Genomic DNA, 19353 nt, shown 5'->3' on the forward strand with positions numbered 1-19353 from the left:
AACTCACGCAGAATGAAATTTTGAATCCATGAAAAACAAACTAATCTCCACGCTCTGTGCTTCGTTGATTGTCTGCGGAACGCTTTCAACCGCGATGGCGGAAATTCCTCGTCCAGCCAAACCCAACATTGTTCTGATTCTTACCGACGATCTTGGTTGGCAGGATGTTGGCTGCTATGACGTCGATGAGCCGTCACCGTATGAGACGCCCAACATCGACCAGCTTGCTAAAGAGGGCTTCAAGTTTTGGCAGGCCTATTCGCCCGCACCGACCTGTGCCCCATCACGCGTTGCGATTCTCTCTGGCAATCATCCGGCGCGGTCACAGAAGACACACGTCGTTGGTGGCGGACCACCGGCACCCTACAAGGAAAACAGCGCGGTCATCTCGCCTTGGTACAGCGGCCGAATGAACGTGAGTGAAATCACGATCGCCGAGGCACTCAAGACGAACGGCTACACCACGGGCGCCGTCGGCAAATGGCACTGTGCGATTAGTCATCACGCTTTTCCGCAGCCAACCGACCAAGGTTTCGATTTCGCACGGATGGATATCGGGGTTACCGCCAAGATGAAGCCGCATCGGCTGACCGGCTTTGCGACCAGCGCGAAGGATGATCCTTATCGACTTGATGGAAATGGCATTCCGCGTCATCAGAATTCCATCGACGCTCGGGACTTCGTTGAGCAGCACAAAGGCGATCCGTTTTTTCTGTACTACTGTACCTGGCTGGTCCACACGCCGATTCATTCTCGCACTGAAGCCTTGCTGCGGAAGTATTGCGAGAAACTAGGCGTGCCGTTCCCCACCGATCCAAAGGGTTGGGCGAAGGAAGGACAAAAAAATCCTTACTATGCGGCGATGGTTGAACTGCTTGACCATTACGTCGGCGAACTACTGACTTACCTTCGACAAACCGATGACCCACGTTGGCCTGGCCATAAGCTGGTTGAAAACACGTACATCATTTTTACGTCCGACAACGGCGGCATGGAACAACATCCTGGCGAAGTCATCACCGACAACTATCCGTTGGACAAAGGCAAGATCAACGCCAAGGAAGGTGGTGTCCGAGTGCCACTGATCATCACGGGACCAGGCCTGAAGTCCGGCGCGGAATCCGACGCGATGATCAATGGACTCGACTTCTATCCAACCATTTTGAGCTGGACGGGTACGAGCAAGCCAGAAACTCAACAACTAGACGGCCTCGACTTGGCCCCGTTTTTGAAGTCCGATTTAACCGACAGCGACCTGATTGCCGGCGCCGATGGCAAGCCTCGTGACGCGATGGTGTGGCACTTTCCGCATTCTTCGATGCAGTCGACCATCCGCCAAGGCCGATTCAAGCTGATTCGCAACTGGAGCCAATACCTGCTGCCCAATCGTCCCGCTCTAGAGCTTTACGAGTTGTACGACGCCAGTGGAGAGCGAGTCGACATCGAAGAGTCCAAGAACCTTGCCGAGTCGATGCCGGAGAAGGCGCGGGATCTGAACACCGTATTGCAAACGCACTTGGACGAGATGCAAGCCAGTCCGCCATTTTTGAACCCAACTTGCAAAGCCAAGTTGTTCGCCAAGGACAAAGTCTGCACAGCTCAGGAACACGGTCGTCAAGGCAACGACGTTTGGGTCACGTACCGCGAAAACGGAGCGAAAGTAGTCGACGCCAATCTGATCTACACGGACAACGGAAATCACAAGTACGAGGAATGGTATCGCCTGCCTGCAAAAGTTGCCGGTGGGAACAAAGTCACCGCGCGGCTACCCAACAACGCAACGCACTACGTCTTCAACCTAATTGACGAAAACCACTTCCTCGTCAGCTACCCGCGCGTGAAAACGCAAGCCGACACATCCGAACCTTATTCCGCCAAAGCGATTTCTGCGAAGTGAATCGCAACGGACGGGAGCCTTGCAACCGCCCAGTGTCGTTCTGGCCTTGCCGACGATCTGGGCCACGGCGACGTTGGATGTTACGACGCCACTGAATTGCAGATGCCTAACGTCGACTGGTTTGCAGCCAAAGGCCGCCGGTTCACGGATGTTCATTCTGTATGCGCTGTTTGAACGCTATCACGTTTAGCACTCTTGGGAATGGATTTTCGATTTCAGGCCTCTATTTCTTAGCATTCAGCAAACTACGATAGAATCCATCTGTTGGTGGCGTTGTCCAACTCGTTTCGTTCCAACTTTCCGTTGCTCCATTGCGTTCTTTCTCCAGAGGTCATTCATGTTCATTCGCGTAATCCTTATCACCAGCATCGCTTTCATCGCAACTGGTGCCGGCACCCCAAGCGTGATCGCTCAAAACGCGGCTGTGAAAACGGAGAAGAAAACGAAACCCGCAGATCGCCCCAAATCCATGGCCGCGATCAAGGAAGCCGTTAAGGATTTAACGGACGTTCAAAAAGAAAAGCTCGAAGCACTTCAAAAGAAAGCCGTCGCTCAGGAAAAGGCTCTCTTGGAGTCCGCAAGCATCACGTGGAAAATGTCAAAGCAACGCCTTGAAGCCTACGAAAAATTGAAGGCCAAGGGTCTCAAGGGCAAGAAACTTTCTGCCCAAGCCAGCAAGGAAGTCGGCTACACCAAGCAGCAAGCCACGGCCCAGTCCAAGGTCGGCAGAGTCTGGAATGACTATCGATACGCGATCGTCAATGTCTTAACTGCTGAACAACAAAAGCAGCTCCCAAAGTGGTTGGCCAGTGGCCACGCCGCTCGTGTAAAAGCAGAGAAAGAAAAGGCAAAGGCCGCCCTTAAAAAGAAGTAGCCGTCTGGGGGAAAACGCCTGAATGAATGCAGAAACGGCAGCAGGCCTTTTGATTGCTCGGCATCCTTGAGAAAATAGCCGACCTCATTGTTATCTCGAAGTTCAGGCCTGGCTCCTGAGAAGCGTTCGCCCATGCTGCCCAGCAAAGTGCGTGTAGCGGAGCAAGGAGAGTCCGCGTCGCTCTGTTCGTTCTGTACAAAGAACAGCCGGACGGCTTGGCGGATCAGCTCAATCGCGATTTCGCTGCCCAGGATCCGATGGCCAGTGAAATCGATTGGATCGTGTACCCGGTCGCAATCAACAGAAACACCATTAGCTGCGCGACGCTTTGTCCGTGGTAAATGGTCATGTAAGACTGCTCACTTCCAAACCAAAGAACACCCCAAAGATAGATTGCCCAAATGGCACTGATCACGGCACCGGTAGCCAATCGACCGACGTGCTTTGTCCGTTTCGTCATGACCCACCCGAGATAGAGTCCCATCAAATGCAGTGGTGCTGCAAAGATAGCTAGGAACCACAACATCTCTGAAAATCCAGCCACGATATTTGGATTGTCTGCAAGTCGAACTCGCATCAGCAGCGTGCTGACAAACGTCCAGATCGCGTTCGTTGCGTTCATCGCGATCACGGTTCGCCCTAAACGCGATTCCCAGCCGCCCAGCCGAATTGCGAAGTCCGCCTTCTCCAAAATTCCAGCGTTGCGTGCAGAGATCGGTTTGCCGCTGAGATAGTTTTGCAAATCGTCTACCAGCAATTTGCCCGACGCGTATCTGCGAGCCGCGTCCTTGCGTAAGCATTTAAGACAGATCGCTTGCAGCTGCGAGGAAAGATCTGGTCGATGGTTTCGTGGCGGAACAATGGGAGTGCCGTGATGCATCAGCACTGCTTCGGCAATGGAAGCTGGCTGATGAGGAGGGGTTCCGGTGAGCAACTGATAGAGAATCGCCCCGAGCGAATAAATGTCAGACCGGTTGCTAACACGACTGTTGCCAAACAACGACTGTTCGGGAGCCATGTAACAGGGCGTGCCGGCCATCAAACTGGTGGAGATTTCACCCGAGTCGACGAGCCCGCAAAGTCCAAAGTCAAGGACAACGGGAGCAATTCCTATGGAGCTAATTGCTGAAGGACGCACAAGGACGTTTTGTGGTTTTAAATCTCGGTGAACGATACCGACGTCATGGCCAAACTGAATCGCCTGGGCGATCGATAATACTAATTGAGCGGCCAACCGTTCATCGAGTGGCTTCGGCTGTTTGGAAAACCACTGGTCAAGATTCTGACAATCCAAATACGACATCACATAGTAATGCAGGCCATCTTCGTTTCCGCAGTCAAACACGCGAACGATGCCGTCATGATCAAGCGCTGCGGCGGCCTGAAATTCACGTTGAAATCGTTCGACACCCGTTTCATCGGACACGACTTCCGGTCTTGCAACTTTGATCGCGACCTGACGTTGGAGTTGTGAATCGTTCGCCAGATAGACAATTCCAAAACCACCTCGACCGATCTCACGCAACAGATCATATCGACCAATGCTCCCTAGTGCTTCACCATCTAAATGAGTGTGGACTTCGCGAATCGACGACCTCACTTGTCGCGCATCTTTGCGGGTCACAGACCTAGGGCTTTGCGACGTGTCTTTGCCAGACGTTTTCTGATCCATGTGCCTGTCAGTTGTAGGGGTTCACTACCTGATCATAGGCACAGGCGACTACCTTCGCAAAGGTAAATGACAGCCCGACCCCTGCGGTTGGCGAGTGGACTACAACGGACATCATCCCCACAGCGCTTTGGGGGGCAGGTCGCCCAAAGCGTTATCGGTAAATTGTTCGTTGTAGTCGACTGTCCACGCTTCGAGTTTTTCCTTGCATCGTCAACCGACTCGTTGCTTCGGACACGGTATTGGCAATCCCTGTTTTTCTTCTCGGCAAAGGTCCCGACGACATCTACTTCAAAAGTGAAGTAGAAGAATCCAGCCAACACAAGCTGTTCACAAGCAGCTGACCGTTTGTGGGACCACGCTAGTTGCAGGAAATGATGTACAGGATTCTCGTGTCTCTATGGTTGCTGATACCGTGCCCGAGATGTTTCGGAAATGCGATCAAATCGACGTCCAACTGCTGGTCTTGTCCGAAGAAAGAAATGTCTATCACGCCGCCACCGAGACTACATCGGCTTCGTCGTCCGGCGTCGGTTGCTAGTCGGCGGAACGCCCCAAGGTTGGAAGCGTCGAAAGTCAGGAGAGCCGAGTTCGCGGACCGATTGGCCCCGGCTAACTTAATTGTCGATTGATCTGGGCTAAGTAGTTGCCCATCAGATGCGACGCAATTCGCGATTGAACATTACCCCAGACCTCATCCGCGACCGATTGACTGATCGGTCCGTCCGGCGACGCGATAGCCGGTCCTGCCAAGCGAACTGCGTCAGCGTCCTCTTGCTCGCCCAAAACAAGTTCGCGTTGGACGTGGTTGTACTGATTGCTAAACAAGCTCATCGTTGGGAGTTTGGGCACCATGTCATTGAAGTCGACATAGCGTACGATTTTACCTGGGAATTCCTTGGCATACGCCTCCGCCGCTTTGGCATTGCCGACCATCGGTGCACCAAACGTGCAAATCTGATGGACGGGAATAAAGTGTTGGTGCAGGCGCCACGCTGCCATCAGTGCGATCGCACCACCCAGGCTGTGCCCCGTGATCCACAACGGTCGCTCGCGAAACCGCATGGCTTCGTCAACCGCTTGATGCAATGGATTCCAGACTTCCGCGAGTGCCTCCATGAACCCACGATGGAAGCGTGCGCCCACGCCCGCAGCAGCAAAGTCCGTTCCCAATCGTCCTTCGGGAATCACTAGGAAATTTCGAGCATTGGTCAGCAGCCAATCCTTGAACCCATCGATGCTGCCAGGGATTTCGGAGCCTCGAAAGGCGACCACAATGGACTCTGCGTTTTGGCAAACATAGACCTGCGTGTTGTCCACCGAGATCAAACGTGCATCCAGGTTCAACTCGTCTCGGAATCGGACACGAGCTTCGGCCTCCGGCAGATAAGCCAAGTCGCAAGCGGTCGCCAAATAGTGGCCTTGGAAAGGAGTATGCTGACCGCCGCTGACGTCAAGCACCGGGCCACTCTGTGCGTCCAGCTTGAATGCATCGTCAAGCGACGTACGCGGTGCCGACAAGCCATCGCTTCCGGATGGGCGTCCTAGCCACCAACGCGAAACTTGGAACAGACACCAAACGATGGCAACGAATGCGATGCAACTTACAAGGATCGTGAGGAATGTCATTGAAAGGCTCTTCGTCCAGGCTGCTGTGTTTTCCACTCATCCATGGTCGCTTCCGACACAGCCGTCTGCCGGACGTCGACGTTGCGCAGGTTTTCCAGCGTCATCAGATGCTGGCGGAAACCCTGGTCAGTGATTTTCGTGCCACGAATGCGTAAGGACTTTAGTGACGGCATTTTCGCAAGACGGGCGAGGCCGCTGTCGGTGATGGCCGAATCGTTGAGGTCGAGTTCGCGAAGCTGGCTCATTGGCGTCAGCCACTGCAACGTTTCGTCGGTAACATCCGCGTTGCCCATTTGCAAAATGACCGTGTCCGGTTTGTTGGCTAGCCAGCGATAGTCATCACCGTCCCATCCTGTCAGAGAAAGGTGGCGTTCGCCTTGTACGATGACTTCACGCGGTCCCAAGTCGACCTCGATCATTCGCGAGATCACAGCGGGCCCGACGATCAAGGCCACCCCCAGCAGAACCATGCCGACGGCACTCGCAATCGAACGACCGGAGCGTTTCATCATCGAACGCAGCAGCCAAATGCCACCGCAGAGGATCAGGAGCACCCCGACGTAAAAGCAATATTCAAAAACGAGTTCCATGTCACACCGAAGACTTGTTCAACTGAGAGGGACAACGAGATGCTAGCGTAACACGCGAGAGAAAAGCTCTTCGATCATCGCATAAACAATGTTAGCGATGGCGGGGTCGTATCGGTGACCTTCGTCGCGCATGAACGCGTGTTGGCCGTTGAATTCATGCCACGTAAAATTACGGTTAGAAGTGATCAGCGACTGATGGATTTGTTGACGACCTTCCACGGGAATGTGAGGGTCTTGCCGTCCCCAGATGAACATCAGCTCGCCTTGGATTTCGCCCATTCTGGCCAACGAGTCATCGTTCATGCCGGCCCCGAGACTGTGTTGATGGATGTCGGTCGGGTACAAACACGCCGTCGCAAGAATCCGGCTATCCAGCGCCGCGCGATAGGCCAAGTGTCCGCCCAGACAAATTCCGATGGCACCCACGCGTCCATTGGACTGCGAGTCTTGGCACAGAAAGTCGATGGCAACCCGAGCATCTTCGTCGTAGCTGGCGAGTTGCTTGGTTGTTTTCAAAGTGTTCCCACGTTCAGTCCCTTCGGCGTCATAGTTGAGCGAAGTTCCTGCGGATTCAAATTCGTGATACACCTCTGGGACTGCCACCAAGTATCCGAGCCCCGCAAGCATCGCGGCTGTTCGAGCGATCGGGCCCGTCATCTGGTAGATTTCTGAATACAGCACCACGGCAGGCACCGGCCGATCGATGCTGGGACGGAACAAGTGCGTGCGCATCGGGCCAAGCGACGTGTTAAGGTCAACGTGTTCTGGCGGTCGAATCAACATCTGCAGTGAGCTCTCAAAGCAAGTATCGGTGATCAAATGGTGGTTCGCGTACCTTAACGTTTTCTATCGAGTTTGTGTCTGTATGTTTGAAGGTCGTCGGAACGCCGTCGTCGTGTTGCGGTTTTTTTAAGGAGCGATTACGCCGAATCGTCCATCGCGACATGGCTTGCTGAGCAGAGACGCGTGTTCCTGTTTTATTGCCGCAATCTCCAACGAATCGCTTCGTAACGTCTTTAGGATCAGAGGGCTATCTATGAATCTCCCACTACGTGTTTTTGCCGCCATGGTATTGGCGACGATGGTCCTCGTGTCGGCACCCGCAAAAGCACAGGATGGCAAGAAAAAGGGATTCATCACCGTCGCCACGATCGGCGCGTCTCCGCTGACGGTTTCGGGCGACACCAAGCCGCAGAAAGTGGTTGACAGAGTGATCGCTCACTGGCGAAATCAGTTCAGTCGCGTACTGCCGGACCGGCCAGACCTGATTGTGGTTCCCGAAGTGTGCGATCGTCCACGAGGGCTTTCTCCCGAGGCGCAAGACCAATACTTCATCACCCGGGGAACTCAGGTGCAGGAATTCTTTGCAACGGTTGCCCGCGAGAACCATTGCTACATCGTGTATTCCGCCAAGCGAGCCATGGACGACGGGACGTGGCGTAATTCCAGCATGATGCTTGATCGCCAGGGCAATGTCGCTGGCATCTACGACAAAAACCATCCGACGATTGGCGAGATCGACAAGGGCATTCTCTGTGGCAACAAAGCTCCTATCGTGGAGTGCGATTTTGGTCGCGTGGCGATGGCGATTTGCTTTGACTTAAATTTCGACGAACTCCGGCAGCAGTATGTCGAAGCCCAGCCGGATTTGATCTTGTTTTCATCGATGTATCATGGCGGGATGATGCAGCAATACTGGGCCTATTCGTGCCGATGCCATTTTGTCGGTGCGATCGCAGGACGAGCCACGCCATCGCAAATCCGAAATCCACTGGGAATCGTCGTCGCGTCCAACACCAACTACTTTGACCATGCCGTCGCGAGAATCAACCTGGATTGTGCATTGGTTCATCTGGACGAAAACTGGGGCCGGCTGAGCGCGATGAAGGCGAAGTACGGTCCTAAAGTGAAAATCACCGACCCGGGCGAGCTAGGATCGGTGCTGATCGCAAGCGAACACGACACGATCAGCATTGATGCGATGATCGCGGAATTCGAGCTCGAAAGATTGGACGACTATATGGCTCGGTCGCTCTCGCACCGCATGAAACCAGCCATCACCGAATCCGTAAAAACCAAGCCATGATCCCACGCCCATTTATCCATCTGAGTTTGTAGAAGTCTTATGAAGTCCAATTTGATTGTCTGGATGTTTTTTGTTTTCAATATGGTCTGTCCGGCGTTGGGCCAGGAGGTAGGCGGTCACATAGAAGAGCAAACGAGCGGGCTGGCAAATTGGGCTGCAGGTTCCCCGCAGCACAATGACGGTGCTAATCGCGAATACTACAACGCGGGCGCGAATTTGCCATGGAAGAACTTCATGGGCGATTGGCGCGACGCGAGTGATGCAGAACAAGGAGCGGCCGCCTATGCCGTTGCAGAGGTCGCAGACAGCGATACGCGCAAACCCGTTCGCTGGGATGTCACGACGCTGGTGAGGGAGTGGGCCGATGGTTTGCAACCCAATCAGGGCATGTTTCTACGCATCACCGATGGCCGCGGCACGATCATCTTTGCGAGTCGTGAAAGTACGGATGTGACACTGCGTCCCAAGCTAGAGCTGACTGGCGAAACCGCGACGGTCAGTCTTGATCCCGTCGCAGACACGTACCTCAGCAAGTCGACTTACCGTTGTCAGGGCCAAACTGACGAGCTGCGCGTGTCCGCTGCGCCGGATCACGTGCTGATACGATTCGATCTGAAAGAGGCGGCCCGAGTCGGGGAGTTGTCGAAAGCCACCTTGGTCCTTCAAACGACAAAGCAATTTGGCACCGCCAGCATTGGCATTTTTCGCTGCCGTCAGGGACATCACGAACCGGCGTCGGTGCCCGTTTTAGGAATTGCCGCACGGTACGAAAATGATCGGCAAATGAGCGATGATCCCGATGTGGTTTTTGCCACTGGTTTCGAACGAGCGAATTGGCAGAGCGAATGGACGCGGGCCGCGCCGTTGGACAGGATCGACACGATCGAGGCCGAGACGCAATTTCAAAAGTTCGTGCCGCTGCAAGGCAAGGCACTGCGTTGTCGAATCGCCAAGGGAGAGATGACGGGACTGAACACGCTGTTCAAATTCGCTGAACAAACCGGAAAGGAGCCCGAAGAAATTTTCTTTCGGTACTATTTGCGTTTCGCGGATGACTGGAATCAAACGGTTCAGGGAGGCAAGTTGCCTGGGATCAGCGGGACCTATGGCCGAGCAGGCTGGGGGGGACGAAAAAGCAACGGCAAAGACGGATGGTCGGCGCGAGGACTGTTCAGAATGACCGTTCCGCAAGGAAACCCATTGGCAGGAAGAACGCCCGTTGGGTTTTACTGCTATCACGCCGACATGGACGGATCGTATGGAACGAACTGGCTTTGGAGCAAAGGCTATCGCGGATATTTGACAACCAATCGCTGGTACGCCATCGAACAACATTGTCGTCTGAACACTCCCGGCGAAAAGAACGGTGTCCTCCGGGCCTGGGTCGATGGCCACCTCGCATTCGAAAAGACCGACGTTCGTTTTCGCTTGACCGACGAACTACGAATTGAGCAAGTTTGGATGAATCTCTACCACGGCGGGACGACTCCCTCGCCGCATGACCAGCACGTTTTTATCGACAACGTGGTGATTGCGAAAAAGTACATCGGACCGATGGCTTCGCAGCCCTGATTATCAACTGCGAATTAGATTGTCGAACATGCGTGGATGCAGGTGAGTTTGTCGTGCGTCTGCCGGCTTTCAAGGGGCTCCTGGATCGATCGAATTCGGCTACTGCATTGAGTACTCAAACGAAAACTGATGATCGCTTTCGTCAGGAACCAGCTTGGTGGTTCGGGTCAGGGTATTGCGATCGGTGTTGTAAGTAATCACGTGCACACGGTTTTTGCGGGGAACGAAACGGTAGAGCCGCAACGATCCATCACTGCTGTAGTCGGACAGGCAAGAATGCACAACGTTGCCGTGATCTCCCAGTGCGGAAAGATGCATGGCTTGACTCCGACTTTGATCACCGGAACAAATCAGAAACAGGTTCTTGTGTCGCTTGAAACACTTGTCCCACATTTGCACGGATGTGTTGCCTCGCCGTGAGTGGCACTTTTTCCATTCCATGCGCCCCTTCGGATCATCGATGTAACCCTGGCTCGTCGTTGGACGTTTGGTGGGACCCAGATCCATGTGTGTCGTGACGATGACTCGGTGCATCGGATGGCTGGCAATGGTCTCGTTGGCCCATGCCAGCACATCATCCGGCGCGTTGCATTCCAGATGCAGAAACAAAAAGTCCAGATTCCCTGCTCGGAATTTCTGGACACTATTGGCATTGTTCCCGGAAACCGCTGGCTCGGAACGATCCGGATGAAACGAGCCTCCGTACCAGTCAAAGTCCTGAAAACGCGACTCAGCAAAGTATGTCTGAAACAACGACGAGTCGCCGGAACTCACCATGTCATGATTTCCGACGGTGATGCCGTATGGGATGACGCCGTGGATCCGATCCATGCACCAGCGAGCCACCACCCATTGTTCGGGGACGTTCTTGTCCACGATGTCACCAACGTGACTGACAAAAACAATCTTCTGCCGCGCACGATTTTTCACAATCCAATCCGTAATCGTTTGGAAAACCGGGTTGCGAACTTCCTCGTCGCTTTCCGGTTCGGACTTTGTGCCGCGTCCTCGATACGCCTGCGTATCCGGAATGACGGCGATCGTAAACGAACCCGATGGGGCAGGTGCGAACACTGCGCCGTCAGCCAGAGCGACCGTCGTGCAGCAGGCAAGCAAGAGTTGGAGTACAAGAGTTTTCATGGGGCGGTTGATCTATCTGCTAAAAATCTTTTGGCTTCTCCCTCGCGCGATGCGAACTTGGATATTGTAGGGGACGCAAGGCAACCCAGGCTGTTGTTCTTGTCCCTTGTTTTTGGCCCTGCCGAACGCGTTGATTCAATTTGGAATGACCTCATGGACCGCAGACTGTTTGTTTTAGCGATACCCTTTCTGTTGTTTACGGCAGTGGCAACGGGCGCTGACTTTGCCTGGAAGGCTGGTGCCGCGAAAGTCGCGATCACGCCCGAGCAACCGATGTGGATGGCTGGCTATGCTGCACGCACTCGTCCGGCCGACGGCAAGCTGACGGAGCTGTGGGCGAAATCGCTTGTGTTAGAGGACCAGCAAGGCAACCGCGGTGTTGTCGTTACTCTGGACTTGGTCGGCATCGATCGCACTCTCTCGCAAGCAATCTGTGACTCGTTGAAAGAGCAATACAGTCTGCCGCGCGAGCAAATTGTCATCTGCACTTCGCACACTCATAGTGGTCCTGTTGTCGGCCAGAATCTTGCGCCGCTGCACTATCGGCTGCTCGCGGAACCTCAGCAACGCGCGGTAGATGCTTGGGTCTCTACGTTTCAGAAACAAGTCGTTGCTCTGGTTGGCGAAGCGATCGGCAGGCTCGCCCCGAGCGAGTTAAGGTGGGGAAGCGGCACGGCGACGTTCGCGGTCAATCGCCGCGATAACTCGGCGGCGTCGGTGCCCCAGTTGCGAACCGAAGGAAAACTGCAAGGTTTCAGCGACCATGATGTTCCCGTGCTCGCCGTTCGAGACGCGGACGAGAACCTGATCGCCGTTCTATTTGGATATGCATGCCACGCAACGACCCTGAGCGGCTTTCAGTGGTCAGGTGACTATCCGGGATACGCTCAGATTGAATTGGAAAAAGAGCATCCCGGCTGCGTCGCATTGTTCTTTGCCGGTTGTGGCGCTGACCAAAATCCGCTGCCGCGCAAAACCGTCCAGTTGGCGAAGCACTACGGCCAGCGATTGGCAACCGCCGTGGATTCGGTGTTGATGACATCGCAAATGCATCCCGTCCAGGGAACGTTGCGGACAACGTACGCTGAGATCGATCTGCCGTTCGATACGCTGCCAACACGCGAGGAGATTGAGCTCAATTCAAAGTCCGCGAATCGCTACGAGGTAGCTCGAGCGACAATGCTGAGGGAGCAAATCGAAGGCGGTGTCCCTCTCAGTCAAACGTACCCGTATCCCATCAGTGCCTGGTCGATTGGCGATGACCTTAAGTGGGTAGCACTTGGAGGTGAAGTGGTCGTCGATTATGCCATCCGTCTGAAAAGCGAATTGGCGGGAACGGGAACATGGGTGGCCGGCTACGCAAACGACGTGATGGCTTACATTCCGTCACGGCGGGTGCTCCGCGAGGGTGGCTATGAAGGTGGCGGGGCAATGGTTTACTACGGGCTGCCCGCTGCGTGGGCGCCGGCGCTCGAAAGAGACATTGTCCAGGAAGTCCATCGGCAAATTGATCTCGCATCGGATCAGCGAGTCATTGCCGACGAAACGCTGATCGCATCGATCTCGAAGGAAACGCTGTGGCGAAATCGCGATGGCAAGAGCCAGACTTGGTTTCATCCGCGTGCCTGCATGATGCCGGGAGTCGATGGAAAACCGGTGGCGCTGATGACCCTGCAGCAAATTGGAGGCTCGGACTACTTTGGCCAGGTTCACTGGTCGACGTCGAGCGATCTTGGCCAGACTTGGAGCGATCCAAAACCGATTGCAGCACTCGGTCGCGCCCCGGTTCCTGGCCACGATGATGATCTGAAAGCTGCCGTGTGTGATGTCGTGCCTCAGTATGATCCCATCGCAAAATCACTGCTGGCGATGGGGCATGTCGTATTTTACAAAGGAGACTACTTTGCCCGCAAGGAACAACTCTCGCGTTATCCCGTTTACGTGACTCGCGACCAGGATGGGACTTGGTCAGAACGCAAAATCCTACAGTGGGACGATCCACGTGGCAGCAATATTTACTCGAACGGTTGTGGCCAGCGTGTTGTTCTACCAAACGGAGATGTGCTGTTGTCGTTCACCTTTGGTCCGAAGGAGATCAATCGGATGGTTTCCGGAGTGCACGCTTCGTTTGATGGTGAACGGTTGAAGGTAAAAGAAGTTGGTCCGGCTCTGCGCAATGACAAAGGACGGGGTTTGCTGGAGCCGAGTGTGACCGAATTCGATGGGAAGTTCTGGATCACCATGCGGGCGGAGGATAACCGTGGCTATGTCAGCGTCAGCGACGACGGGCTCAACTATGAAGCGAAGCAAGCTTGGGCATGGGACGATGGAACCCCGATCGAGATGTCAACGACGCAGCAACATTGGTTGACGCATAGCGATGGCTTGTTCCTGGTGTACACGCGGCAGGATCAATCCAACGAGAAGGTGATGCGTTGGCGATCACCGCTGTGGGTCGCACAAGTCGATACCGACAAGCGTTGCCTGATCAAGTCAACCGAACAATTGGTTCTGCCATTGGTGGGCGATGGAATCGATGCGCCTAATAAAGTGGCACTGATGGGCAACTTTCACGTCACGCACGCAAGTCCACAGGAGTCTTGGGTGACAGTCGGAGAATGGATGCCTCAGGACGGCTACCGAGGCGACGTGTTGCTGGCAAGGATTCGTTGGTCCAAGCCGAATCGCTTGCCGTTATGGTAGCTCGGGTCGTTCGGCGAGATACTCATCCACTGTAGCGGCCAGACTTGCACCGACTGCCTGGTACCCTGCCGTTGTGCTGCTTGGTAAGTTCCACGCCGTCTCTAAGCACAAGCTTACGGTGTCCGCGTTTCCGTTCATGCTGACCCAATTGGCGCTGATCTGTCGCCAGAGTGGATGATAATTCACGCCGGTTATCTTGGGTTTGTTACTCATTGGGATCATGGGTTTGATCTGACGAATCTTTGCGTAGGCCAAATCAATGAATCGGTTGCGGAGACCAATCATCGGCTCTTTGATGAGCTCTTCGGGAAGGATGTAGAAGAAACACGGATCGCCGGGCGCGGGATTGTGCAGGTCCAGAAATACATCCATGCGGTCGTCAGCAATCAAGTCCAAGACCATGCGCTGGGCGGCCATCGTCTCGTTCCAATGAGGTTTGGGTGACCAGTCGCGATTGTGGTCATGTGGAAGTGCGTTCTTGCCGCCGTTGCCGGTCGCGGTGTTGTCCACGTCCATAATGGGAATGACATAAATATCGGCATGCTGCCGGAGCCAAGCTGCACTGGGATCGTCACCGATGATCCACTGGGCGAATCCTTGTGCCACCCAGCTTGAACCGCTCTCCCACGCATGTTGACGAGCTTGAACCCAGACACCGAAGCGATCTTTTGACTCCCGCTGGCCCTCTCGTACATGGAGCATTGGCACCGTGCGACCGTCGCGCGAACGGCACAGTTCCGTCGCAGTTGCATGAGACGAACGTTTGCCAGTCTCCCGCACAAATCTCTCCGCGGTCTTTGGTGTGTAGGGCGGACCCCAGGCGACGTACACCGATGGTGCATTCGGTTTTAGATTGTAAGTCATCCACTCGCCCTGGCGTTCGCCCCGCGCCGTGTGTCGCCAAGACTTGCCATCAATCGAATAGGTTGCCTGAGCTGGCATTGCCCAAAACGCTGACAATGGTTTTTGCTTCTCAATCGTGGCGCTGGATCCGCGCAGCCGCAACGTGATCTCTTCATCGATTCCGATCCCGTCGATGCGGAAGTACCACCAGCAGGGCCAACCACGTTGGGGATCCCCGCCCGGCATGAAACTAACACTCCGCTCTTGCTGGTCAATTGCGACGTCGCGAACGGAAGCTCCTTCAAAGTCGGCAACGATCGCCAACGGTTCATTGGCTTGGCACGCACCAGACACATGCGAAAGGCAAACGATTGCCAAAACGGCAACAAGCACGTGATGATTCATAGCAAGCCTCGGTTTGAATGTAAGATCCGCCGGAACACCGGCTCAGGGTGTGGTCAACCATCGCATGAAGACGACTTCTTGGCGGGCACGAATGATTCCCAGCAGGGTGCCTGGATCATCGTGATCCCAAGCGATTCCCTGGCCCGCAATCGGTGCTGGCACAGTGGCGACGTGTTCAAGTTCGCTGTCGTTAGCAGAAACGTCCAGGACATAGAGCTCCGCGTGGTCATGCCCGGTTACGAACAGTCGCCCACCTGGCCCAAACGCGCCGCCAGAATTGCTGTTGGGAAGAAAACGCTGAACCACCGATTCGGGGAACGTCCACATTCCCGTTTCCTTCCAATCGTCATCAAAGCGAACCAGTTTGGTCCGGCGAACTTCGCCCTCACCATAGAACGCAAACACGATCCACCACGCACCCTGATGTCGATCGATCCAATTGATGGCTCCCTGTGTCTCGGAAAAAGGTTTTGATTCAAGGTGTTTCAAAGTCTCCGCACCAAAGATCTCGATTGTGTTCTTCAGAGGTTTCGCGGGCCAGTTGGAGTTCGCGCAATACAGGCGTTGACTGACGACGACGCCACTATTGAGATGCTGAATCCCGGACTTTGCCGGCGCGTCCCAGCGAACAAGCCGTTTGGCCGATTGCTTGTCATAGCGAGCGATCGTGCGGTTTGAAATTGCGTAGAACGACGACTCATCGACGGCCACAGCCTGGTGCGCTTCGGCGATGCTCACGCGTCGTAAATGCTGAACCGAAAATTCGTCTGCTGAGAGGTTCGTTTGCAAGACGACGCAACCGAGCGTGAGCGAGAACAGACAAAAAAGTTGTTTCGTCATGGCTGTGGTTTCACCGTGTTCGTTCGATTAACTTCATCATGTCGTCCGTGATTGGCATGACCTGGAAATCTTTGAAGAACATTTCGCAGTCGGTGCCACCGTGCATTTGCAGGCCCAGCTTGCCCGTCTTTTCGCACGCTTCGTCGACGAGATCCGACGTGCAAAATCCGTTGAGCGTCTGGACCAAGCGATCGCCATAAGCAGCGGTGCAGGTCGTGTTCCACTGGTCGTCCCTGTTGCGAACCTTTTCCACTAGCTCGTCGTTCGTGACGACCCAGCCGCGACCGGGGATCTTCTTGCCGTCAACAATGCCGGCGGTGTGCCAGAGAGCTGAATCCTTGCTGTTGTTGGCGATTTCGTTTTGAAATCCGCGCAGAACCCACGGGGCACTGGTTTCTTCGGCGCGGAAATACAAGGCACTGTTGCCGCCACGCATCCGATAAGTGACGCGAGCGATGAAGTTGTCGTAGTTCTTGGTGGAAATGACGAGCCCGTCCTTGCCCTGGCTCTTGGAATGGGCGCCGTGCAGAACGCCGTCCTGGGTGAAGGACCATTCTTCTGGCAGAACGAACTTGGCATTAGCGAGTTGGTAGCTGCCGTCGTCGCCTTTGACAAAGAATGACTCCCATTTGCTCTCGCCCAGATCCTTAACGCGGATATTCCTCCAGGCGACGGAGCCGGATTTCCCAGCGTGAATCTGCAGTCCCAGGAATCCCTTCATTGAGAAACTGTCGAACATGTCGACGACTAGCTTGCCGTTCAGCCACGTCTTGATGGACGGCCCGACGCATTGAATTTCAACATCGTTCCACTCTCCTTTCTGGTCTGCTTCCTGGCAGCTTTGCTGAGCAGCGTCCAAACGATCCTGCGGTGTGCGTGCGTCGAGCCAAATGATGCCAAATTTGTGGCCTCGCCGCCCTTCGTCGTAGATGCGACCGGTCATGTCGCCAGCGGGACGCATTTCGTATTGATAGCCGTAAACACGTTGTCGATCGCCTTCGGAGCGCGCGGCCGAGCGGAACTGGATTCCGGAATTGCCGGCTTCGAGGAATTTGTATTGCAGCTTCAGCACGAAGTTGCCGAGTTCTTTTTCCGAACAGAGGAACGTGTTGCCCGGCGTATCGGCAGCGCAAGTTCCCACGATCGAACCGTCTTCGACTTTGTACTCCGCTGATCCACCACGCTTGACCCAACCGGCCATGTCAATGCCGTTAAAAAGGGAGGTGAATCCATCCTCCACATCCGCCGCCGAAGCGGTCGGGCCGCAGAACGCCGAAAGTCCAATCATCATGGTTGCTACAAAAAGTTTTCTCATCGCTGTCGCTTTTGGAAGTGATTTTCTACGGGGGGGCGTTTCACTGCGCAATCAGTTTTTGGGATCGTCGAGCAACGCGGCAAGTGTTAGTTGCGTTCGTTGTCCTGCTGCAGACTTTGAAACATCTCTAACAACGCTGCAACGATTTTTGTGGTTGCTTCTTGTTCAACGTAACTGGTTCCCAGCCAAGTTTCGTATCCGCCCAAACGATGCTGCCGGGGAGTCGGCAAATAACCGTAAGAGCCGTTGGCGAGTTCAATCGTAAATGTGTCTCCGAAGGGGCTGCGGTCCTTCAGTTCCAATCCCGTTTCGGTAAACGTTTCGAATGGGATCGCTGCGATTCCTAAGTCTCCGATGCGAAGGGCCTGCAGTTGAATTTGAATTTCCTTGGGAGCCGTCTGGATCTTCGCAATTCGATCCGCATAGATCTCTTCGCGACTGTGGCGGCGTCCCGGATCATCGTCTTTGCCAGTTGTCACCTTTTCAAAGTGCGCGATCATCTCCGGTGTGGGCTGCCTGGTCTTTAACGTCAAGTTCACGTGCTGGGCGGCCAACGGAACCCAGTCTTGGAAATCGATCTTTTGATGTGCTTCAAACACGCGACTGGCTACCTTGCCTGCCACCTCCTGCATCTTCTCGTAGCGCTGGTACTTTCGCGTGGACTTTTGGGGAAAGTTGATATTGTTCACATCGCCACTGGTACCGTTGGAAAGCATGCCGACGAACGGTGGCGATTGGTCGTTCGCTTCGAGTTTGTCCCCGATGAACTTCGCGAAGTAACCGAAGTAGTCAGCCGAGACGTCTCCGGATCGCACGCCGCCGACGTAATGGAGCGAATAGTTGGCCAGCAGTGCGATCGCGCGACCATCAAGACTTTGCACCGACACAAAGCTGATTTCAGGATCGGTGGGGCCAGCCGGTCGGTCGAGTTTGGAACTGCCGCGCGGCGGATTCGTTCGGACTTGATCGAGACCGTCGAACGGATTGCTCAACAAGCTTGCGTCGGTGACGAACCAGCGGCGGTTAAAGACTTCGGATGGTTCATCGATCGTTCCCCAACCAATTCGTGCCGGTTCCATTTGCGCGAGTGCACGACGAACTCCGTCGGAGATGCGGCGGGCAACAAACTGCTGGTAGTCAGTCAGGTCGGTCTCGGGCAGTGTTTTCAACGGCCCTCGAGCGGTCGTCGCCGAATGCGTGTGGGTGGCCGCCATCAGCAAATGCGAAGCTGGCAGACCGGTCGTTTCGTATAGCTGTTGTTTCGCTAAGTCAAACACTTCTGCGGGGATGCCAACGTTGTCGCAGAGCACGATGGCCAGCTTGACCTGGCCGTCGTCCAGCACGAGGCAACGCGCGTAGAGCTCGTCATGAATGTTGATCGCCGGAATCGGTTTCCATCCGCCAACAATGGACTCGCCCAAAGGCGGCGTGATATTGCTTTTTGCAGCGCCCGCCCGAAAGATCGGCTTAGCGTCCTCGGCACGAACCCGGAGCTCACCGCCGAGTAAGACGATGATACCGATCACCAACGAAACGATTCTTGTGGAAGCAGACCTTGGCATGTTTTGATCATTCCTGTGCAGGGCAACGACGCGAGTTCGAGCGATAGAATAACGCAATCAAAATCAATCTGTTCGAAAGCACGTTCTCGTCAGGCGTCCGCGTCTGAACAGCCATCCGCGTCGCAGAGAGAGCCTGCAGTGCTGTATCACTCGGTTCTGATTTGTCGTCGCAACAAAATGGAGCAAGAGATTTCGCTATCCGTGCTGGTCGCGAGCGGCTGATCCAGA

Annotated in this window: 14 protein-coding genes; 5 read left to right on the plus strand and 9 right to left on the minus strand. The window is 54.7% G+C overall.

Annotated elements, in window-relative coordinates:
- Positions 1-28 precede the first annotated feature (28 nt).
- Positions 29-1897, plus strand: coding sequence for a sulfatase (locus K239x_RS07700; RefSeq protein WP_145417240.1), 1869 nt, complete (start codon positions 29-31; stop codon positions 1895-1897).
- 337 nt (positions 1898-2234) lie between these two features.
- Positions 2235-2771, plus strand: a complete 537-nt coding sequence (locus K239x_RS07705; RefSeq protein ID WP_145417242.1) for a Spy/CpxP family protein refolding chaperone — start codon at positions 2235-2237, stop codon at positions 2769-2771.
- A gap of 223 nt (positions 2772-2994) precedes the next feature.
- On the opposite strand, the gene K239x_RS07710 is transcribed toward K239x_RS07705, so the two are convergent.
- The 4 genes from K239x_RS07710 to K239x_RS07725 all read right to left on the minus strand — a co-directional run bounded on the left by K239x_RS07710 (position 2995) and on the right by K239x_RS07725 (position 7442).
- Positions 2995-4443, minus strand: coding sequence for a serine/threonine protein kinase (locus K239x_RS07710; RefSeq protein ID WP_145417244.1), 1449 nt, complete (start codon positions 4441-4443; stop codon positions 2995-2997).
- A 609-nt stretch (positions 4444-5052) separates the two neighbouring features.
- The gene (locus K239x_RS07715) at positions 5053-6069 is read right to left on the minus strand and encodes a lipase family protein (protein ID WP_145417246.1); all 1017 of its coding nucleotides are present in this window, start codon (positions 6067-6069) and stop codon (positions 5053-5055) included.
- Positions 6066-6659, minus strand: a complete 594-nt coding sequence (locus K239x_RS07720; RefSeq protein ID WP_145417248.1) for a hypothetical protein — start codon at positions 6657-6659, stop codon at positions 6066-6068. Before K239x_RS07720 ends, K239x_RS07715 begins: the two co-directional genes overlap by 4 nt.
- A 42-nt stretch (positions 6660-6701) precedes the next feature.
- On the minus strand, positions 6702-7442 hold the full coding sequence (locus K239x_RS07725; protein WP_145417251.1) for a dienelactone hydrolase family protein: 741 nt from the start codon (positions 7440-7442) through the stop codon (positions 6702-6704).
- Between the two features lie 253 nt (positions 7443-7695).
- On the opposite strand from K239x_RS07725, the gene K239x_RS07730 reads away from it, so the two are divergent.
- Positions 7696-8745 carry a carbon-nitrogen hydrolase family protein gene (locus K239x_RS07730; protein ID WP_145417254.1) on the plus strand — a complete coding sequence of 350 codons (1050 nt, stop codon included), beginning with the start codon at positions 7696-7698 and terminating at the stop codon, positions 8743-8745.
- Positions 8746-8784: 39 nt separating this feature from the next.
- A complete protein-coding gene (locus K239x_RS07735) occupies positions 8785-10317 on the plus strand; it encodes a polysaccharide lyase (protein WP_419189798.1) in 1533 nt (510 codons plus the stop codon).
- A 99-nt stretch (positions 10318-10416) separates the two neighbouring features.
- Here the strand turns inward: K239x_RS07735 and K239x_RS07740 are convergent, their stop codons facing one another.
- Complete coding sequence (locus K239x_RS07740; protein WP_145417256.1) at positions 10417-11457, minus strand: metallophosphoesterase; 1041 nt, start codon at positions 11455-11457, stop codon at positions 10417-10419.
- A gap of 153 nt (positions 11458-11610) precedes the next feature.
- On the opposite strand from K239x_RS07740, the gene K239x_RS07745 reads away from it, so the two are divergent.
- Positions 11611-14160 carry a neutral/alkaline non-lysosomal ceramidase N-terminal domain-containing protein gene (locus K239x_RS07745; RefSeq protein WP_145417258.1) on the plus strand — a complete coding sequence of 850 codons (2550 nt, stop codon included), beginning with the start codon at positions 11611-11613 and terminating at the stop codon, positions 14158-14160.
- Here the strand turns inward: K239x_RS07745 and K239x_RS07750 are convergent.
- The 4 genes from K239x_RS07750 to K239x_RS07765 form a co-directional block, all read right to left on the minus strand.
- Positions 14152-15408 carry a M14-type cytosolic carboxypeptidase gene (locus tag K239x_RS07750; protein WP_145417259.1) on the minus strand — a complete coding sequence of 419 codons (1257 nt, stop codon included), beginning with the start codon at positions 15406-15408 and terminating at the stop codon, positions 14152-14154. The genes K239x_RS07745 and K239x_RS07750 overlap by 9 nt on opposite strands.
- Positions 15409-15450: 42 nt before the next feature.
- Positions 15451-16248, minus strand: a complete 798-nt coding sequence (locus K239x_RS07755) for a hypothetical protein (RefSeq protein WP_419189799.1) — start codon at positions 16246-16248, stop codon at positions 15451-15453.
- 10 nt (positions 16249-16258) lie between these two features.
- A complete protein-coding gene (locus K239x_RS07760; RefSeq protein WP_145417261.1) occupies positions 16259-17563 on the minus strand; it encodes a 3-keto-disaccharide hydrolase in 1305 nt (434 codons plus the stop codon).
- Between the two features lie 86 nt (positions 17564-17649).
- Complete coding sequence (locus tag K239x_RS07765; protein ID WP_419189800.1) at positions 17650-19125, minus strand: neutral/alkaline non-lysosomal ceramidase N-terminal domain-containing protein; 1476 nt, start codon at positions 19123-19125, stop codon at positions 17650-17652.
- Positions 19126-19353: the final 228 nt, after the last annotated feature.

Origin of the sequence: Stieleria marina, assembly GCA_007741555.1 — a bacterium.
In the GTDB taxonomy this organism is placed as follows: Bacteria; Planctomycetota; Planctomycetia; order Pirellulales; family Pirellulaceae; genus K23-9.